This is a genomic window from Roseiflexus sp. RS-1 (assembly GCF_000016665.1).
Lineage (GTDB): Bacteria > Chloroflexota > Chloroflexia > Chloroflexales > Roseiflexaceae > Roseiflexus.
Window position 1 is genome coordinate 4,052,750 of record NC_009523.1, and the last position, 18,036, is coordinate 4,070,785.

General features: G+C 60.4%; 17 protein-coding genes and 3 tRNA genes. 11 read left to right on the top strand and 9 right to left on the bottom strand.

Annotated elements, in window-relative coordinates:
• The first annotated feature begins 43 nt into the window (after window positions 1–43).
• The 8 genes from ROSERS_RS16540 to ROSERS_RS16575 all read left to right on the top strand — a co-directional run bounded on the left by ROSERS_RS16540 (window position 44) and on the right by ROSERS_RS16575 (window position 4,248).
• Window positions 44–367, top strand: a complete 324-nt coding sequence (locus tag ROSERS_RS16540; RefSeq protein WP_041333940.1) for a Rieske (2Fe-2S) protein — start codon at window positions 44–46, stop codon at window positions 365–367.
• 11 nt (window positions 368–378) lie between these two features.
• A complete protein-coding gene (locus ROSERS_RS16545; RefSeq protein WP_011957920.1) occupies window positions 379–1,641 on the top strand; it encodes a lactate racemase domain-containing protein in 1,263 nt (420 codons plus the stop codon).
• 18 nt (window positions 1,642–1,659) lie between these two features.
• Window positions 1,660–2,322, top strand: a complete 663-nt coding sequence (gene deoC, locus ROSERS_RS16550; protein WP_011957921.1) for a deoxyribose-phosphate aldolase — start codon at window positions 1,660–1,662, stop codon at window positions 2,320–2,322.
• Window positions 2,323–2,455: 133 nt separating this feature from the next.
• The gene (locus ROSERS_RS16555; RefSeq protein WP_011957922.1) at window positions 2,456–2,944 is read left to right on the top strand and encodes a hypothetical protein; all 489 of its coding nucleotides are present in this window, start codon (window positions 2,456–2,458) and stop codon (window positions 2,942–2,944) included.
• A gap of 73 nt (window positions 2,945–3,017) precedes the next feature.
• A tRNA-Trp gene (locus ROSERS_RS16560) sits at window positions 3,018–3,093 on the top strand.
• A gap of 38 nt (window positions 3,094–3,131) precedes the next feature.
• Window positions 3,132–3,223, top strand: a tRNA-Ser gene (locus ROSERS_RS16565).
• A 13-nt stretch (window positions 3,224–3,236) separates the two neighbouring features.
• A tRNA-Ser gene (locus ROSERS_RS16570) sits at window positions 3,237–3,327 on the top strand.
• 204 nt (window positions 3,328–3,531) lie between these two features.
• A complete protein-coding gene (locus tag ROSERS_RS16575; RefSeq protein WP_011957923.1) occupies window positions 3,532–4,248 on the top strand; it encodes a hypothetical protein in 717 nt (238 codons plus the stop codon).
• 55 nt (window positions 4,249–4,303) lie between these two features.
• Here the strand turns inward: ROSERS_RS16575 and ROSERS_RS16580 are convergent, their stop codons facing one another.
• The 4 genes from ROSERS_RS16580 to rho all read right to left on the bottom strand — a co-directional run bounded on the left by ROSERS_RS16580 (window position 4,304) and on the right by rho (window position 7,950).
• The gene (locus ROSERS_RS16580; RefSeq protein WP_011957924.1) at window positions 4,304–4,753 is read right to left on the bottom strand and encodes an NUDIX hydrolase; all 450 of its coding nucleotides are present in this window, start codon (window positions 4,751–4,753) and stop codon (window positions 4,304–4,306) included.
• A gap of 16 nt (window positions 4,754–4,769) precedes the next feature.
• On the bottom strand, window positions 4,770–5,318 hold the full coding sequence (locus ROSERS_RS16585) for an inorganic diphosphatase (protein ID WP_366946611.1): 549 nt from the start codon (window positions 5,316–5,318) through the stop codon (window positions 4,770–4,772).
• Window positions 5,319–5,500: 182 nt separating this feature from the next.
• Window positions 5,501–6,472, bottom strand: coding sequence for a TIGR00266 family protein (locus tag ROSERS_RS16590; RefSeq protein WP_041333946.1), 972 nt, complete (start codon window positions 6,470–6,472; stop codon window positions 5,501–5,503).
• Window positions 6,473–6,702: 230 nt separating this feature from the next.
• Window positions 6,703–7,950 carry a transcription termination factor Rho gene (gene rho / locus ROSERS_RS16595; RefSeq protein WP_041335610.1) on the bottom strand — a complete coding sequence of 416 codons (1,248 nt, stop codon included), beginning with the start codon at window positions 7,948–7,950 and terminating at the stop codon, window positions 6,703–6,705.
• 677 nt (window positions 7,951–8,627) lie between these two features.
• Between rho and alaS the strand changes: the two genes are divergently transcribed.
• Genes alaS through ruvX form a run of 3 tightly spaced genes read left to right on the top strand, consistent with a single transcriptional unit; the run spans window position 8,628 to window position 13,805 of the window.
• Window positions 8,628–11,345: an alanine--tRNA ligase gene (alaS, locus tag ROSERS_RS16600; RefSeq protein ID WP_041333950.1), complete on the top strand. Its 2,718-nt coding sequence runs from the start codon at window positions 8,628–8,630 to the stop codon at window positions 11,343–11,345.
• Between the two features lie 18 nt (window positions 11,346–11,363).
• Window positions 11,364–13,361 carry a hypothetical protein gene (locus tag ROSERS_RS16605; protein WP_011957929.1) on the top strand — a complete coding sequence of 666 codons (1,998 nt, stop codon included), beginning with the start codon at window positions 11,364–11,366 and terminating at the stop codon, window positions 13,359–13,361.
• Window positions 13,362–13,379: 18 nt separating this feature from the next.
• Window positions 13,380–13,805 carry a Holliday junction resolvase RuvX gene (gene ruvX / locus ROSERS_RS16610; RefSeq protein ID WP_011957930.1) on the top strand — a complete coding sequence of 142 codons (426 nt, stop codon included), beginning with the start codon at window positions 13,380–13,382 and terminating at the stop codon, window positions 13,803–13,805.
• A gap of 2 nt (window positions 13,806–13,807) precedes the next feature.
• On the opposite strand, the gene ROSERS_RS16615 is transcribed toward ruvX, so the two are convergent.
• The 5 genes from ROSERS_RS16615 to ROSERS_RS16635 all read right to left on the bottom strand — a co-directional run bounded on the left by ROSERS_RS16615 (window position 13,808) and on the right by ROSERS_RS16635 (window position 18,011).
• The gene (locus ROSERS_RS16615) at window positions 13,808–14,356 is read right to left on the bottom strand and encodes an AAA family ATPase (RefSeq protein ID WP_011957931.1); all 549 of its coding nucleotides are present in this window, start codon (window positions 14,354–14,356) and stop codon (window positions 13,808–13,810) included.
• Window positions 14,357–14,828: 472 nt separating this feature from the next.
• Window positions 14,829–15,695, bottom strand: coding sequence for a Rossmann-like and DUF2520 domain-containing protein (locus ROSERS_RS16620; RefSeq protein WP_157041120.1), 867 nt, complete (start codon window positions 15,693–15,695; stop codon window positions 14,829–14,831).
• A gap of 54 nt (window positions 15,696–15,749) precedes the next feature.
• Window positions 15,750–16,706 carry a P1 family peptidase gene (locus ROSERS_RS16625; protein WP_011957933.1) on the bottom strand — a complete coding sequence of 319 codons (957 nt, stop codon included), beginning with the start codon at window positions 16,704–16,706 and terminating at the stop codon, window positions 15,750–15,752.
• Window positions 16,703–17,512 carry a DsbA family protein gene (locus ROSERS_RS16630; protein WP_011957934.1) on the bottom strand — a complete coding sequence of 270 codons (810 nt, stop codon included), beginning with the start codon at window positions 17,510–17,512 and terminating at the stop codon, window positions 16,703–16,705. Before ROSERS_RS16630 ends, ROSERS_RS16625 begins: the two co-directional genes overlap by 4 nt.
• Window positions 17,502–18,011: a zinc ribbon domain-containing protein gene (locus ROSERS_RS16635; protein WP_011957935.1), complete on the bottom strand. Its 510-nt coding sequence runs from the start codon at window positions 18,009–18,011 to the stop codon at window positions 17,502–17,504. The genes ROSERS_RS16630 and ROSERS_RS16635 overlap by 11 nt, the downstream gene beginning before the upstream one ends.
• Window positions 18,012–18,036 lie beyond the last annotated feature (25 nt).

Below are 18,036 nucleotides of genomic sequence, written 5' to 3' on the forward strand. Positions count from 1 at the left end.
GTATATTATACACGATTCCAGCCGCTATGCTACAATATGCACCATGGCTCGTGACATCGTGCGTGTCGCCGCATACCACGACATTCCGCCTGGTCGGATGATCTATGTCGAGATCGATGGCCTGCCCATCGCACTGGCAAACGTCGCAGGCGTGATCTACGCTTTCAGCGATTCCTGCCGGCACGAGGGCGGTCCTCTCTCGTCCGGCGTCCTTATCGGCGAGACGGTCACATGCCCGTGGCATGGATGGACCTACAACGTCCGCACTGGTAAAGCGATCGTGCCGCCGGTTGGCATTCGCATTCCAACCTATGAGACGCGCATCGAAGGGAACGATGTGTTTGTCGTCCTTGACTGGCCCGATTGATGGAGAACGTCATGAACGATGCCGTGCCGCTGCCGCCATCCTGGCGGGTGACTCGCGCTATCAGTCATACCCCCGTTGCGTCGCATACCACGACGATCCACGTCGGTGACCGGCGTCTCACCGATCTCGCTCGACCAGGCATGCGCGTGACCATTGCCTTTACCGACGCGACCCGCGCCTGCCCCGATGAACACCTGGTCGGCGGTCTCCTGAATGAACTTGAGGCGTGCGGGATCGCTCCGGAGCACATTACCCTGATCTGCGCCACTGGTCTGCATCGCCCTTCGACTGCCACCGAACGCCTGGCAAAACTGGGACCTGCCATCGTTGCCCGTTACCGTATTGTTGACCACAATGCACTCGATCCCGACGGACTCGTCGATCTTGGCATCATCGACGGCATACCGCTGGTCGTCAACCGGCAGTGTGTCGAATGCGACCTCCTTCTGGCAACCGGCGTTGTCGAACCGCACCAGTACGCCGGTTATTCCGGCGGCGCGAAAACAGTCGTCATTGGTTGCGGCGGCGAGGCGACCATCAGCGCAACCCACGGACCCGTGATGCTCGACCATGCCGGCACTCGCCTGGGATCAATCGAAGGCAACCCGTTTCAGGCATTCGTGCGGGCTGGCGGCGAACGCATCGGATTGCGCTACGTGGTCAACACCATCCTCGACGAGACGGGAGAGCCGCTCATAATCGCCGCCGGTCCGCCAGTCGCTGTCCACGATTATCTGGTAGCGCAGGCGCGCACGATCTACGAAACGCCGGTGAACCATCCGGTGCACGTGGCGTGTGCAGGGGTCGAGGGACCCAAAGCGGTCAATCTGTATCAGGCGAGTCGTGCAGCAACCTATCTGGCGCTGGCGGAACGCACCCCGCTTCTCCCCGGCGCGCCGATCCTGTTACCGGCGCCAATACCGGAAGGCGCTGGCGAGGGCGCTGGCGAACGACGGTTCTTCGAAGCGCTGGCACGCGCACCATCACCTCATCACCTTCTGGAAGACCTGCGACAGACCGGCTTTCCTGCCGGAGCGCAACGCGCCTACATCCTGGCGCAGACGCTGGTGCGCCATCCGATCATCGTCGTCGGCGCGCAGCATCCCGACGTTGTGCGCGCCTGCCATATGCACGCCGCGCCCGATATGGCGACCGGGATTGCGCTGGCAGATCGTCTGGCGCGTGAAGCATTTTCACTGGCGCCCGACGCGCCGCTCGAGTTTCTGGATGTGCCGCATGCGCTGTTGACCATGCCACGACTGACCGTTCCATAAACTGAAAGCGAGCAATCGATGAACATCGCACGAATGATCGATCATACGCTGTTGAAACCCGATGCAACACCGCAGCAGATCGCACAGATATGCGCTGAGGCGCGCGAATACGGCTTCGCTGCCGTCTGTGTCAACCCGGTGCATGTGGCACAGGCAGCCGCGCTACTCTTGGGAAGCGCCACTGTCGTATGCTCGGTTGCCGGATTTCCGCTGGGAGCAACCAGCACAGCGGTGAAAGTCTTCGAGACCCGCCAGGCAATCGCCGACGGCGCGCGTGAGATCGACATGGTCATCAGCATCGGTCATCTCAAACACGGCGACAATGACCACGTGCTCAACGACATCCGCAGCGTCGTCGAAGCAGCGCATACCGGCGGAGCGATCTGCAAAGTCATCATCGAAACCGCTCTGCTGACCGACGAAGAGAAGCGACGCGCGTGCATCCTTGCGGTTGAAGCTGGCGCCGATTTTGTGAAGACCTCAACCGGGTTTGCATCAGGCGGTGCCACCGTCGAGGATGTAGCGCTCATGCGCGCGGTCGTTGGCAATCGCGCCCGGATCAAGGCTGCCGGCGGCATTCGCACACTGGCGGACGCCCACGCTATGATTGCTGCCGGTGCAGCACGCATCGGCACAAGTTCCGGCGTTGCGATTGTCCGTGAAACAATGGACCAAAAATAGTCCATATCTGGTCTTTTCTTTCTGGCTTATTTGTGGTACGCTAGTGCGTGACGGCATGACCCCTGTGACTGGCTGACATTTCTGTCGAGCGCCAGCCTTTCGACACCATAACGCAACCGAAAAGGAGCAGGTCATGGTTCCTCTGGATGAGTGGCTTGCGGTTCGGGGAGACCAGTACGCGACACTGCTTGACATGCAGCGCGAACATATCTGCCGTACAGTCACTGAACGCCTCAAACATGCTTTCCCGACGCTCTGTTATGATCCATCGCGCCCCGATGCAACCGAGTTCCAACAAATGGTCTATGAACGTACCCCTCATCGCTTTCATCGGTTGATCCAGGTCGTTCTACGGTTGCAGTCGATCTCCGTCATCGAACGCGAATATCGATGGGGATGGCCCGTGCTTCAGCGGTACCGGGTGGAGCAGGTCCACCTCATTTCCCACATTCGCTGGTATTTCGAGGCAGCGCGCAAGTTCGCGCCGCTCGCGCGATCGGATCGACGCCCGTTCGCGCAACTGGAAGCCAGGATCATCCAGATCGTCCAGAGTATTACCCAAACGACGATCGATGCGATCAGTGGCAATGGGCTGCAGGGAAGTCTCGGTTTTGCCACGTAGCGCCGGAGATCAACCGCTCAACCGCCGCGATCTTGCGAAAATCGCATCGATATGCTATTATGATCGCCGACGCAGGCGGGTAGCTCAATTGGCAGAGCAGCGGCCTCCAAATCCGCAGGTTGCAGGTTCGATTCCTGTCCCGCCTGCCACCCCAATGAGGCGGCGCTTCGGCGCTCTTCGTGACAGGGGAGGGGTGGCAGAGTGGTTGTAATGCAGTCGTCTTGAAAACGACCGGCCCTTCAACAAGGCCCGTGGGTTCGAATCCCACCCCCTCCGCCATCCAGGACAATACGGGGAGGTCGCATAGTTGGCCTAGTGCGGCGGTTTGCTAAACCGCTAGGGGAGCAATCCCCTCGAGGGTTCGAATCCCTCCCTCCCCGCCACTTCTCCCTGTCACACCTTTCCGCATTCCCTGAACGTAGCATCCCTGTCTCCCATCGCCAGGCGCCTCCGATCCAGGCGTCTCCACGTGATCGTTCATCCTTTCCTCAAACGATCTACATATCTTCCTAACAATTTTTTCCTACCATAGACGCAGCGGACACACGACACCGCACACGCACAGTTGACATGGAGGAATACAGGGTATGAAACAACTACGTTTCCTGCTGATCGGGGCAATGGTCATGGGAGTTGCACTCGGCATTGCTATCGGTCCGATCTTTGCTGCAACAACCGCCAGCGCCCAATCACCCAAAGCGGCGCATCCCGGAATCTGGACCGCCGATGGATCGCTCTGGGATGCGTTTCTCGACAATCTGGCCGCTACGCTGAACATCCAGCGCGCCACGCTCGACGGCGCTATCACGACCGCCGGGAACAGAACGATTGACGACGCGGTGCAACAGGGGAAACTGACACAGGCGCAGGGTGATGCGCTCAAGTCGCGCCTCCAGAACGGTGACATCGGCGTCCTGCGGGGACGGGGACGCATTCCGGGACCGGCGGCAACTGCGCTCCGCGATCTTCCCCAGGCAATGCTTGAAGCCGCTGCCCAGAAATTGGGGATGACCACGACTGAACTGCTGACCCAACTGCGGAGCGGGCAGACGCTGGCACAGATCGCCCAGGCGAAAGGAACCACTGAACAGGCGGTTATCGACGCAGCGCTCGCTGCAGCCAAAACCCGCTTGAGCCAGGCGGTCGCTGATGGGGATCTGACCCAGGCGCAGGCGGATACCATCTATGCGAAGCTAGAGCAGAAAGGATCGCTCTTCTTCACCCCACGCGGGCGCGGCTTCCACGGGCGGGGATGGTGGGCAGCGCCGCTCACGCCGACGCCAACCCCATCGAGCACAACGTAGCGATCAGGGGAGAACCTTTCAGGAAGAATGGGCGAGGGCAGAGCTTTCGCCCACGTCATTTTCCCTCCAGAAGCTGACGCACCTGATTGAGCACATCGCGTTCACGGGCGAAACTGGCTCTCTCCGCCGCTTCCTGAAGGGAAAACCAGCGCACATCATCGACCTCAGCCGTCTGCGGCATCAGCGCCCCCCCCGTATAGCGCACGAGGAACAGATCGACATACTTGTGAATGCGCGTCGATCCGGCGCGAAACCAGTACTCGATCGTTGCAAGATGGCGTTCGACAACACCGGTCAGTCCGGTTTCCTCGGCGATTTCGCGCACTGCGGCGGCTTCCGCCGTCTCGCCGCGACGCACGTGACCCTTGGGTAAACCCCAGCGTCGTCCTTCATGGGTGGCGATCAGCGCCACTTCAAACCGATTGCCATTGACACGGTAAATAACGCCTCCTGCGGAGTAGGCGACGCGCTGATCAGGCATCGATGAGTGCTTGTCAGATGTCATGCGTCAGCATACCAGGCTACACACGCTTGGGGAGGCGTCCGGCTCGCATGTCCCAGTAGAGGTTCACCGCGTAACAGACCCGTTCCTTGGCTACAACGGCATTTTCCCATCCGATCGGTTCGACACGGGCGCCTTCAAGGTCTTTATAGACCGTGAAGAAGTGTTCGACTTCTTTGAGATAATGCGCCGGCAACTGTGTGTAGTCGCTGAAATCGGCAAAGAACGGATCATAGTGCAACACTGCCAGAATCTTGTCGTCCGGCTCACCACGGTCAGTCATGCGGAACAAGCCAATGGGACGGGCTTCGACAATACAGCCGGTGAAGGTTGGCAGGTTCGTCATCACCAGCACATCAAGCGGATCGCCATCATCGTAGTACGTCTGCGGAATAAACCCATAATCACCAGGGTAATGAACCGCCGAATAGAGCACCCGATCCAGTTTGAACGCCCCGGTTTGCTTGTGATACTCGTATTTGTTGCGCGAGCCTTTCGGAATTTCCACAACAACGTGAACCACTTCCGGCGTGTTGGGACCGGACTCAAGCTCGTGCCAGAGATTCATAGTCATCCAAACTCCAGATGCACAAACAACGAATACATACTGCGCGCATTATAGCACGCAACTCCCCGGCGTGCGGTGCACATCGAGGGGTCTAACCAACATAACGCTCCGTCACAACAAAGGCGGGTTCATCACCCGCCTTGCCGCCAGACCGGGGTTTCCCACCCCTTGCACTGAATCCCCTACCGGTCGAGCAGACCGCCGATCACATCACCAATCACATCGCCGCTGCTCCCACTTCGACTACTCCCGCCAAACGATATATATCCGGCAACAGCTTTGGCGAGATTGGCGGTCGGCATCGTCTGCAACCAGACGCGCCCCGGTCCGCGCAGCGTCGTCAGGAACAACCCTTCGCCGCCCAGCAGAATGTTCTTGAACCCCTTCACCATCTCGATGTCGAACTCCACCGTCGGCTCATACATCGCCACGTGCCCGGTGTCCACCTTCAGCACCTGCCCCGCATCCAGCGTATACTCGACGATCTCGCCGTCCAGACAGACGAACGCCACCCCCGGACCGGTTAACTTCTGCATGATGAACCCCTCGCCGCCGAAGAACCCCGCGCCCAGGCGCTTGCGGAAGTGGATATCAAGCCCGACCGTTTTCTCGGCGCAGAGGAACGCCTGCTTCTGGACGATCATACTCTGCCCTTCGAGAAGCGGAACCGGCACGATCTTGCCGGGGAAATCGGATGCGAAGGCGACGATGCCCTTGCCGCCAGCCGAGGTGAACTCGTTGAGGAACAGGCTCTCGCCGGAGATGGCGCGCTTGAACATCCCGCCAAGCCCGCCGCCGCGGGTGTTGGTCGCCATCTGGATGTTGCCCGACATCCAGGACATCGCGCCCGACTCGGAGTAGACCGTCTCGCCAGGGTCAAGTTCAAGAATGACCGCCTGCAAGGTCGTCCCAACAATCTGATATTCCATCCCGGTCACACCACGCCCACGCGCGGTCACCGTCGGGTCAGGCAGGTCCAACCGCTGACCCATCTGATTGCCGTATGCGTACAGATCACCCGTCGATGATGGCGTCGGCTCGGAAGGCGGCGGTGGCGGTGCGGCTGGCGGCGGTGGCGCTGCAATGCGAGTGCCACACTGGGAGCAGAATCTGGCGGTTGGTGAAAGAACAGCGCCACATGTCGGGCATTGCATGGATACCACTCCTTGCATGCACTATGATGCTGGTACGAACAGAATATCCGAAGAACGGATCCTTCCGTAGACATGAACGGCGTTTTCCGACAATCTCGACGCCCGGTGCGAAGTTCCCCGGTTTCCAATCCCCGGCGCACAGTCCCCGGTTCCCAGTCTCCGGCGCACAGTCTCCGGTTCCCAGTCCCCGGTTCTCAGTTCTTAGTTCTTAGTTCTCAGTTCTCAGTTCTCTAATTCGCCTTGCTCAACGTCGCCAGGAACTCGGCATTATTCCGCGTCTTCATCATGCGGGTCAGGACCAGTTCAGTACCCTCGCCTTCGCCGAGCATGCTGACCATACGACGCAGCGTCCACACCTGACGCAGCACGTCGGGCGGCAGCAACAGTTCCTCACGGCGCGTACCACTGCGGGTAATGTCGATTGCCGGGAACACACGCTTCTCCGCCAGTTTGCGGTCGAGGTGCAGTTCCATATTCCCGGTGCCTTTGAACTCCTCATAGATCACATCGTCCATTCGACTGCCGGTATCGACCAGACAGGTAGCGATGATCGTCAGTGACCCGCCATTCTCGATATTGCGCGCAGCGCCGAAGAAGCGCTTGGGCGGGTAGAGCGCCACCGGATCGATACCGCCAGAGAGCGTGCGCCCGCTCGGCGGCATATCCAGGTTGTACGCACGCGCCAGACGGGTGATCGAGTCCATGAGGATCACAACGTCCTGCCCGCCTTCAACCAGTCGCTTGGCGCGTTCCAGCGTCATCTCGGCGACCTTCGTATGGTCTTCGACCGGCTCATCGAACGTTGACGAGATGACATCGCCCTTGACCGAGCGCCGCATATCGGTGACTTCTTCGGGGCGTTCACCGATGAGCAGCACCATCAGGTGAATGTCCTGATAGTTGGTGGTGATGCCATTGGCAATCGCCTTGAGCAGCAACGTCTTCCCTGCTTTGGGCGGCGACACGATCAGACCGCGCTGACCACGACCGATCGGCGCCACCAGGTCAACCAGACGTGTTGCCAGCAGGTGCGGCTCCGTTTCGAGTTTGATCTGTTCGTTGGGAAAGATCGGCGTCAACTGATCAAACGACGGGCGTTTGCGCGCTGTTTCCGGATCCATCCCATTGATCAACTCGACGCGCAGGAGCGAGTAGTACCGCTCACTCTCCTTCGGCGGACGGATCTGCCCCCAAACCCGGTCACCAGTGCGCAGCCCAAACCGCCGAATCTGCGATTGCGACACATAGACATCGTTTGGTCCGGGCAACATCCGTTCACCGCGCAAGAAACCATACCCATCGGCGACAATGTCGAGAACACCGTCGGACAGGGTATGGCCCGCCTCTTCCGTCTGCGCTTGCAGCAGTTTGAAGATCAGATCCTGCTTTTTCAGATTGCTGACGCCGGTAATACCGCTCGCTTTCGCCAGTTCTCGCAGATCATTGAGCGTTTTGCTCTCGAGTTCGGCAACATTGATGATCGGTTTGTCGCGAACGGGTTCGGTGTACTCGGCGACCGGCTCGCCGCCATTGTTGGTGGTATTTTTCGTTCTCATTCTTGGCACAGAAGACTCCTTGCCGACGCGTCTCTACGCCGGCCGTAACATAGCGGATGCTTACTCAATCGTTCCAGATAGACCAAAACGTGCGTCGTTGTGGCATGGTATGTTCTGTTGACACACGGCGCAGCAGCGCCATGTGTTTCAGACTTCAGAGGTGATCGTACTGCGCCGATTCTATTGATATGGGAATAATGTATGTGCCAATCAGCAACTGGCGCGTTGTTTTCATAGATAAGCTACATGAACGGCGCTCGACCATACTGGAGGCTTGCAGCCGCATTGCTTACGGAGAGCTACGCTATGACTGCATTATGAAACACAGAGTTACACCACAGTATGGTGGACGCCTGGCGCTTTCCAGGGGAATGTCTGACTTCTGGAGTCGCGTCAGATGCGAGATCTAGAGGATTGCCAACGCAATGCTTCACTCGCATGGCTATTATAGCACACCTGTCAAGATTTCGTGCACCATCCGCCGGCGGCATTGTTGACGCAGCGCGCTCATATGCCGTACAATGCATACGACATTACCACATAGTACTTCTTCCAGACGCCTCTGTGGGGCGACATGTCTGGCAAAGGCTATTATCGCTATGAAAAAACTTTCCAGCGCCGCGATTCGTGAGCAGTTTTTGCGTTTCTTTGAAGAACGCGGTCACGTCCGGGTACCCAGTTCATCGCTCATCCCTGGAAATGATCCAACCCTGCTGTTTACCAACTCCGGTATGGTGCAGTTCAAGGATACGTTCCTGGGACTGGAGCAACGCCCATACACCCGCGCCACAACGGTTCAGAAGTGTCTGCGCGTCTCGGGGAAGCACAACGATCTCGAAGAGGTCGGTCCGTCGCCGCGTCACCATACGTTCTTCGAGATGCTCGGCAACTTCTCCTTCGGCGATTACTTCAAATCCGAGGCGATTCCCATGGCGTGGGAGTTGTTGACGAAGGTGTTCGAACTCCCGGTTGAACGTTTGTGGTTTACCGTCTTCGAGGGCGACGACGAGGTGCCGCCTGATGACGAAGCAGCGCAGTTGTGGGTTGCAGCCGGCGCCGATCCGGACCGTGTTCTTCGCTTCGGACGCAAGGACAACTTCTGGGTGATGGCGGATACCGGTCCGTGCGGTCCGTGTTCCGAGATTACGATCTATATCGGCGATGATCTGCGGGCGATGAGTGCGCAGGGGGTCAATTCCGACGATCCGAACTATGTCGAGATCTGGAACAATGTGTTCATGCAGTTTGAGCGCAGCACCATGCAACCGCTCCATCGCCCGTCGGTCGATACCGGTATGGGGCTCGAACGCATGGCGATGGTCATGCAGGGGGTTCATTCCACCTATGAGACCGATCTGTTCATTCCGCTGATTGAGCGCCAGCTGGCGCTGCTCGGCGCGGACGAGTCGACCTATCGCGCGCGGGTTGCGCCCTACCGCGCCGTCGCCGACCATAGCCGCGCGGTGGCGTTCCTGATCGCCGACGGGGTGCTTCCAGGCAATACAGGGCGGTCGTATGTGCTGCGCCGCATTCTGCGCCGCGCAGTCTACCAGGGTCGCACGGTCGGCTTCGAGAAGCCATTCCTGGCGGAGATCGTCGCAGCGGTGATCGAGCAGATGGGTGCGGTCTATCCCGAATTGCGCGAACGCGCCGATTTTATCCTGGAAACGGTCGATCTGGAAGAACGCCAGTTCCTGCGCACCCTTTCGGGCGGAATGAGCATTCTGAACAGTGTTATTGAACGGGTGCGCGCCAGCGGCAGTACGGTCATTCCTGGCGATGATGCATTTACGCTCAAGGATACCTATGGCTTTCCGCTCGATCTGACGCAGAAAATCGCTGCCGAACACGGTTTGACCGTCGATGAGGCAGGATACGAGCGGCGCATGGAAGAACAGCGTGACCGGGGCCGTCGTGCGGCACAGTTCAAACGGGCAGCCGAGGCGGAAGTATGGGCGGGGATCGATCTGCCGCCAACCCGCTTCACCGGCTATGCGGCGGTTTCCGGCAGCGGCGTGGTGCAGGCGATTGTCGTCGCTGGCGATCAGGTCGCCGAAGCCAGCGCCGGTCAACAGGTGCAGATCGCGCTCGACAGCACGCCGTTCTATGCCGAAAGCGGTGGTCAGGTCGGTGATACCGGCGTCCTGATCGGTCCGCGCGGTCGTGTCCGGGTCGAAGATGTGCAACGACCCGTGCCCGGCGTGATTGTTCATTATGGCGTGGTCGAGAGTGGCAGCGTGATGCTGCACGATCCGGTCGACGCGCACGTCGATAGTGGGCGTCGTGCCGCTATTATGCGCAACCATACCGCAACCCACCTGCTCCATCGCGCCCTGCGTGATGTGCTCGGCGAACATGCCGCGCAGGCTGGCTCACTCGTTGCGCCGGATCGCCTGCGTTTCGACTTTACGCATACGCGCCCGCTGACCCCGGAACAACTGCACGAGATCGAGCGACGCGTCAATGCCTGGATCCGTGCCGATACGCCGGTTGTCTGGCAGGAGTTGAGTTATCAGGCGGCTATCGAAGCCGGCGCTATCGCGCTGTTCGGCGAAAAATATGGCGATGTGGTGCGCATGGTCACGATTGGATGCGTCAACGGTCATGATGCGCCTTCACCTGCTGCGCTGGCTGAACGCGAACTGGCAGGCTTTCCGATGTGCTCGCGTGAACTGTGCGGCGGAACCCATGTCGGGCGGAGCGGCGAGATTGGACTGTTCCGCATCATTTCGGAAAGTAGCGTCGCTGCTGGCGTGCGACGCATCGAGGCATTGACCGGTCCTGAAGCCGAAGCGTGGGTCGATGCCCAGATTGCAACACTCCAGGCGGTTGCCGCTCGCGTCGGAGCGCCTCAAACTCAACTGGTCGAGCGTGTCGAGGCGTTGATCGCCGAATTGAAGCAACGTCAGCGCGCCCTCGATGAGTTGACCGCCCGCATGGCGCGGTCCAACCTGGAAGGGTTGCTCGCCAGCGTGCAATCGGTGGGCGACATTCGCTTCCTGGCAGCACAGGTCGAAGCGCCCAACGCCGCGCGATTGCGCGAAATGGGCGACTGGCTGCGCGACAAATTGGGGTCGGGCGTGGTGGTGCTGGCGACGGTATTCGACGGCAAAGCCCAGATTCTGGCAATGGCAACGCCCGATCTGGCGGGGAAACGGATCCATGCTGGCAATCTCGTGAAGGCGCTTGCGCCGATCGTCGGCGGCAGCGGCGGCGGTCGCCCCGATATGGCGCAGGCTGGCGGACGTGATAGTGCGAAGATACCTCAAGCGTTGGAGCATGTTGCCGCAGTGATAGCGGCGCAGGCGGGGGTTTGACCCCGAGGAGATCCACACATGTCGGATGAGACGTCACCAATTCCTCTCCCGCCCAAAACACCACCGACAGGGATCACAGCAGTGCTCAGCGCCATTCTGGCATCCAACCCGGCATCAGCAGTCGTGCCGGTTGTGCCTGCTGATACACTCGATGGTATTATCGAACGTGTGCGCGCAGCACGCGCCAGCAGCGTCCAACTGCTGGTTCCTGAAGGGGCGCCGGCGCTGCAAGGGCGGCGCAGTTTCACAGCGCTGCGGTTGATCCTCCAGCGCGATGGCATCAGTGTGCTGGTGATCAGCCCTGATGCGAACGTGCTCGAAGCAGCGCGCTCCAGTGGTCTGGAAACGATGGCGGTGGGCGATCCGCCATCGCCGCGACCCGCAACACCTGCTCCGACGACTCCCCCCGCCAGACCTGTGATCGATGAGCGCGATGCCGCCTTCCTGCGCGCCCTGGACGATGTGCCGTCACGCGATCCGTATGCCGACCTGTCGGAGAAAGATGCGGCGTTTGCCGCTTCCCTCGACGACTTCTCCGATGCGGTTGCTACGGTTGCAGCGCCGTCGACGCAACCCGAAACGCCGCCGCCTTCCGCCGCTCCCCCGCCCCGCAGGGTCAGCGCCGCCGATGTGCGCCTCAGCGCGGACGAGGAACAGCGCGCGTCCGCCCATGAAACGGCGCGACGCAGCGCACCCGCGCCACGACGACAGTCGCAGTCACGCGCGACGGTGCGAACCGCGCCACGCACTGCGGGCGCCCCCACCCGCACGAGCGATCGCACCATGATCATTGGTATCGCCATCGCAGTCCTGATTGTTGCGCTGCTGATTGCGTTCGGCTGGTATCATGCGAACCGTGTGTCGATCATTGTCGGACCGCCGGTGATCCAGAGCCGCACGCAACCTTTCCGTGGAGAAGTTATTCCGATCACAACCGCTGATCCCGGTACGAATCCGTCGTCGATCCAGGCGGCAGTCGTACAGGCGGAGGCATCCTTCACCGTTCAGGGGCAGGTGACGAGTGAAACAGTGGCGCCCGCCGGACGGGCAACCGGTCAGGTACGCATTATCAACGTCATTGAACAACCCTTCCCGCTCCCTGAAGGCACGGAACTCCTGGGGTTGAACCCTGCCGGCGCTGAGGTGCGTTTCGTTATTGAAGGACAGGTTACCGTGCCGGCGGCGGTCACTACCGTGAGCGATCGCGGACGAAGCACCACCTACGGCGAAGTTGTGGTCAATGTCGTCGCCCGCTCGCCCGGCAGCGCCTCGAACGTCGGAAGCAATGCGTTGACGCAGATCCTTATCCCTGGGATGCAACCGATCATCAGCGACCGGGGAAATCTGCTGATCCGACACGACGCGATCGGCGGCGGCAGTGAGCAAGCGCAACGCATCGTCACCGAAGCCGATGTGCAACGTGTCCTCGGTGACGCGCTGACGGGCCTGTATAACGCCGGGATGGAACAACTCGCCCGCCAGATCGATCAAAATGTGCTGGCTATCGATCCGACAACCATCACCCCCGACACAATCGAACTGGCGCGTCCCGAATCGTATAACCCGCCATTGATTGAGCCACCCCTCGGTCAACCGGTCGATCCTGCCAATCCAGTCTTCCGGGTGACGGTGAGCACCCGATTCAGCGCCCTGGCGACCCCTCGTGATCGTCTGGTCAGCAAGCAACTTGAACAGGTTGTCCCGCAGCATTTTCTGCAACGCGGCACACCGTGCAATCCAAACGAGCGGGTTGGGTTCGATGTCGCCGGATGGCGCTGGGACGGTTCGAAACTGACGATCAATGGCGCAATCGCCTGCACCGAGTATGGAACGCTGACGAACGATATGCTCAATCAGATCAGAAGGGACCTGGTCGGCGCATCCCGCAGCGATGCCGAAACGCGGCTCCAGCAGTTTGTACAACAGGGGGCGATCAGCACCTATAGCCTGCCAGCAATCGAGACGCTGCCAGGGTTCGACTTCCTCATCGATGTGCAACCTGCCAGACTATCGTGATCAAGGAGTGAGGGGGCGATGAGCAGCGAACCCGGACGGGTGATGGCGCTCGATGTCGGCGAGCGGCGCATTGGCGTAGCATTGAGCGACCCGACCCGCATGCTGGCTTCGCCGCTGACAACAATCCGCGCCGTACCACGCTCCACCGCCCTGAAACGCATTCTCACCCTCATCCGCGATTACCAGGTAACGGCGCTGGTCGTCGGGCTGCCGCTGACCATGAACGGCGACATTGGTCCGCAGGCGACGCTGGTGCAACAGTTCGTCGATGAACTGCGTCCGCTCATCGACATTCCGATCTTCTTCGTCGATGAACGACTCACAACAGTTGCCGCTGAACGCATGATGATCGATCTCAAAATCAAGCCTGAACAGCGCAGGGCGCGCATTGATGAGGTGGCAGCGTCGATCATCTTGCAGGATTTTCTCGACTCTCAGCGCTAAACCTACCGGCATACCGATTCGATCCACTCCAGGATCGTATGGAGCACGTCTTCGAGCGGCGCATACGTATCGACCACCAAATACGGCTCTTGAATCGGGTAATTTGAGGTCTCAGCCCGTCGGCGCAGATGATCCTGAAGGTGTTCCCACGTCGTCACATGATGCGCCGGCAGGCGTAATGCCGCCCGCTGTTCGATCCGCCGCCGCCATTCCTCCTCGGACGAACAGATACATTCGATGACCAGCAGACGTGCGCCGGTATCGTGCGCAACCACACAGGCGGTTGTGTAGCCGCCAATTTCGCTGAGCGGACTGTCGCAGATGACGCTCAGATGTTGCAACAACTGGCGGCGCGCTACATTGAACATGGCGATGTATGCCAGCCCGCCAGCATCTTCGACGTGACCATCCAGCACATCCTTGATGTCGTCCTTGTCGATCAGGGGAATACGAAGACGGCGGCTGAGCGCGCGCGCCACCGCGCTCTTGCCGGATCCGGGGTGACCTTTCATTGCGATCAGCAGAGGACGTTGGATCTGTGTTATGGACATGTGTCGAACCGAGAACCGAGAACCGAGAACTGAGAACCAGGAACCGAGAACTAAGAACCAGGAACCAGGAACTGAGAACCGGGAACCGGGAACTGAGAACCGGGAACCGAGAACCGGGAACCGGGAACTGAGAACCGGGAACCGGGAACCGGGAACCGGGAACTGAGAACCGGGAACCGGGAACGGACTGAAAATGCAACGTGCAACGTGCAACCTTCAACCCGCAACCTTCAACCTGCAACCTGCAACGCACAACCTGCAACCTGCAACCTGCAACGGGCAACGCACAACCTGCAACCTGCAACCAACCTGCAACGCACAACGCACAACCTTCAACCGTCAACGGGCAACCTTCAACCTGCAACCGTCAACGGGCAACCTGCAACAGGCAACCTGCAACCTTCAACCGTCAACGGGCAACCTGCAACAGGCAACCTGCAACCTTCAACCGTCAACGGGCAACCTTCAACTTTCAACCGTCATCGAGCAGCGCTGCCAGCGCCTGCGCCTGCTGTGCGGGAATATCACGAGCCAGCGAGAGTGTGACACGACCCAACTCGCGGTAGAGGGGCAGCAACGACGGCATATGCGTCGCAAGGGCGGCGATATGACGCGCAATCGTGCCATCATCACCACGCACGATTGGTCCGGTCAGCGCCACATCCGGCGGCGCGTTTTCCAGACTTTCGACAGCGCCGCGCAGCAATGGCAGCAGTGCGTGCGCACGCACTTCTTCCGGCAATCCGATGTTTTCGAGCAAGGCTGTTCCACAGGCGTAGAGCGCAACGGTATAGTTGGCGACCATGACGGCAGCAGCGTGGTAGAGCGCGCGATGACGCGCATCGAGATCGAACGGGATTGCGCCAATTGCGTGCGCCAGCGCATGCAGGATCGTGGCAAGCGGCGGATCGGCATCGATAGCGATATATGCGCCGCGCAGACGCGTTGCCGTTTTTGCCCCGGCAAGCGTTTGCAACGGGTGAAACCCGCCGATCCATGCGCCGCTTGCAGCCGCATCAACCAGTGCTTCGCGCCCGAATGCGCCGCTACAGTGAACGACGCCCTGCCCGGCGCGCCATCCACCGGTTGCGGCAATCATGCGACACACAGGTGTCACCGCAGCATCGGACACGGTGAGAAACACCAGATCGGCTGCGTGAGCGACAGCGACTGGAGTCTCAACCACTGCTGCGCCGATCTGGTGCGCCAGTTCAGTTGCGCGCTCAATGCTGCGACTGTGGAGCGCAACGACACGATATCCAGCGCTATGGAACGCTGCCGCCAGCGCCCCGCCAGCCCGCCCAACGCCAATGAAGCCGATTGTTATCAAAGCGTTCAACGTTCCAACCTTCAACCTTCAACCTTCAACCTTCCAACCTTCAACCTTCAACGTTCAACCTCCACCCTTCAACCCCACCACGCCACCCAGCGACCACGCCTGCGTCACACTCCGCTCGATCGCGCGCGCCAGAACATCAACAGCAACCGCGCCGAGCGGCAGCAAACCCGGCGATGCACGTCGTCCCGTCGCCAGTACAAAGACCGTGTCGCCATCGAACGGGGTATGCACCGGGCGGATCGTTCGCGCCAGCGCGTCCTGCGCCATCTGCGCCATTTTCGTCGCTTCCGCCTTCGTCAGACGCGCATCGGTCGCCACCACTGCCAGGGTCGTGTTCTGCCCCTCTGACGGCGGCACGCCCACCATTGCGCGCAGCAACGCCATGGTATCGGCAAGTGATCCATCATCGGCGCGCACACCTGCCAGCAGGCGACTACCGCGCTCGTCATACACATCACCGAACGCATTGCAGACAGCCAGGGCGCCAACCGTGATGCCATCCGTCAGGCGTTCGCTCCATGAACCGATGCCGGACTTCATAGCGTACTGCATCCCCCGGATTTTCCCCACCGTCGCGCCGATCCCCACGCCGACACACCCTTCCTCGACGGTTGCGCCAGCGGCGTTGCATGCCGCATACCCCATCGCAGCATCGGCAAACCGATCAGCCCTGCCAATTGCAAGATCGAAAATCACCGCCGCTGGCACGATTGGCACATTGCGCACCCCGGTTGGAAAGCCAATGCCCCGTTCTGCAAGCCACTGAACCACTCCTGTCGCGGCTGCGAGACCGAACGCACTGCCGCCGCAGAGCGCCACGGCATGCACCGTCGCAACGGTGGCGACCGGCGCCAGGAGATCAGTCTCGCGCGTCCCCGGAGCGCCGCCCCGAACATCGACTGCACCAACCGCACCTTCGGGGGTCAGAATGACCGTACAACCGGTCAACGCTTCATTGTCCTGCGCGTGACCCGCCAGGACGCCTGGAACATCGGTAATTGAAGGATTCATGGTTTTTGCGTGCTCAGGATACGCTCGAAGATCTGTTCCCAGACCTCGAAGGGCTGTGCGCCCACAAGCAACTGACCATTGATAAGGAACGATGGCGTACTGCGAACGCCTGCCTGCTGCCCTGCAAGGATGTCTTCCTGGATCTGCGCGCCGTAGCGATTACTCTCGACGCACTGCTGCACCGCGCCCGCATCGAGTTCCAGTTCCTCAGCATACCGCAGGAAGGTGCGAAAATCATTCGCGTCTCCCGACGACCACTCGCGCTGCGTCATCCCCTCGAAAATTCGGGTATGCATCTGCCAGAACGCGCCCTGTTCACCGGCGCAGTTGGCGACATGCGCCGCGAGCAGCGCCCCCGGATGGATGCTCATCAGCGGGAAATCGCGGTAGACAAGCCGAACCTTGCCAGTGCGAACATACCGCTCTTCGATCAGCGGTCGAACCTCACGTGCAAACGACGCGCAGAACGGACACTGAAAATCGCTGAATTCCACCACCGTGATCGGCGCATCGGGCGCACCCTGCGCGCGCGGGTCGTCGAACGGCGCCGGTTCCGACACCGGCGGATCGTCAGGTATGGAGGTCGGAGCAGGGATTGGAGTGACGCCTGATGGACGCGGTCGCTCTGCGTCGGATGGAGATGGACGCACCACAATCGCCTGACGGGTGGCAATCGGACGCGGATCGGTCGCCTGAGGCGCTTCGGGACCGCACGCGGCAATGAGCAGTAGCAGAAGCGTCAGCAACGCAAGACGCAGCGGGTAGATGTGCCGGCGCCAGTTGTGGCGTGGCGAGTCATCGATCATACAGGTTCATTCGCTCCGTTTCGACCCGCTGACGATGGGAGGGGCGCGGCAGCGAGCCAGCGCCGTCATCACCGCAGTAGGGGCACACGCTCCAGGTCAGATCGACAACCCGGTTACATGCAGCGCAACGCCGGCGCAGCGCCGTCTGGCAATGCGGGCACAGGATGAACTCCGGATCGACTGCTCGCTGACAGGTCGGGCAGACGTGGGGATCTTCCAGATTGCGGCGCAGATACTCTTCCTCGAGCATACGCTCATACTTTTGCGCCAGCGTCTGACGGGGACGAAGAATCAGGTGGAGCAGCACACCACCAAATGGAAGCACGAGCGCCAGCGTCACCGCGAGCACCTGCACCGCCACATCCTCGCTCCGACTATGGATATCGCGGTACGTCCACAGCACCGACGCCGCCCAGAGCAGGATCAGATAGGCGAGCAACATCCATGCCAGCACCGATGCCACCGGCGCCAGGTTGGCAATGATCGCGCGAAAATCCAAGATCCACTCCTTGCAGATTATGAAC

Coding starts and splice junctions, on each gene's coding strand:
- ROSERS_RS16540 (WP_041333940.1), top strand. CDS start 44: ATGGCTCGTGACATCGTGCGTGTCGCCGCATACCACGACATTCCGCCT.
- ROSERS_RS16545 (WP_011957920.1), top strand. CDS start 379: ATGAACGATGCCGTGCCGCTGCCGCCATCCTGGCGGGTGACTCGCGCT.
- deoC (WP_011957921.1), top strand. CDS start 1,660: ATGAACATCGCACGAATGATCGATCATACGCTGTTGAAACCCGATGCA.
- ROSERS_RS16555 (WP_011957922.1), top strand. CDS start 2,456: ATGGTTCCTCTGGATGAGTGGCTTGCGGTTCGGGGAGACCAGTACGCG.
- ROSERS_RS16575 (WP_011957923.1), top strand. CDS start 3,532: ATGAAACAACTACGTTTCCTGCTGATCGGGGCAATGGTCATGGGAGTT.
- ROSERS_RS16580 (WP_011957924.1), bottom strand. CDS start 4,753: ATGACATCTGACAAGCACTCATCGATGCCTGATCAGCGCGTCGCCTAC.
- ROSERS_RS16585 (WP_366946611.1), bottom strand. CDS start 5,318: ATGAATCTCTGGCACGAGCTTGAGTCCGGTCCCAACACGCCGGAAGTG.
- ROSERS_RS16590 (WP_041333946.1), bottom strand. CDS start 6,472: ATGCAATGCCCGACATGTGGCGCTGTTCTTTCACCAACCGCCAGATTC.
- alaS (WP_041333950.1), top strand. CDS start 8,628: ATGAAAAAACTTTCCAGCGCCGCGATTCGTGAGCAGTTTTTGCGTTTC.
- ROSERS_RS16605 (WP_011957929.1), top strand. CDS start 11,364: ATGTCGGATGAGACGTCACCAATTCCTCTCCCGCCCAAAACACCACCG.
- ruvX (WP_011957930.1), top strand. CDS start 13,380: ATGAGCAGCGAACCCGGACGGGTGATGGCGCTCGATGTCGGCGAGCGG.
- ROSERS_RS16615 (WP_011957931.1), bottom strand. CDS start 14,356: ATGTCCATAACACAGATCCAACGTCCTCTGCTGATCGCAATGAAAGGT.
- ROSERS_RS16625 (WP_011957933.1), bottom strand. CDS start 16,706: ATGAATCCTTCAATTACCGATGTTCCAGGCGTCCTGGCGGGTCACGCG.
- ROSERS_RS16630 (WP_011957934.1), bottom strand. CDS start 17,512: ATGATCGATGACTCGCCACGCCACAACTGGCGCCGGCACATCTACCCG.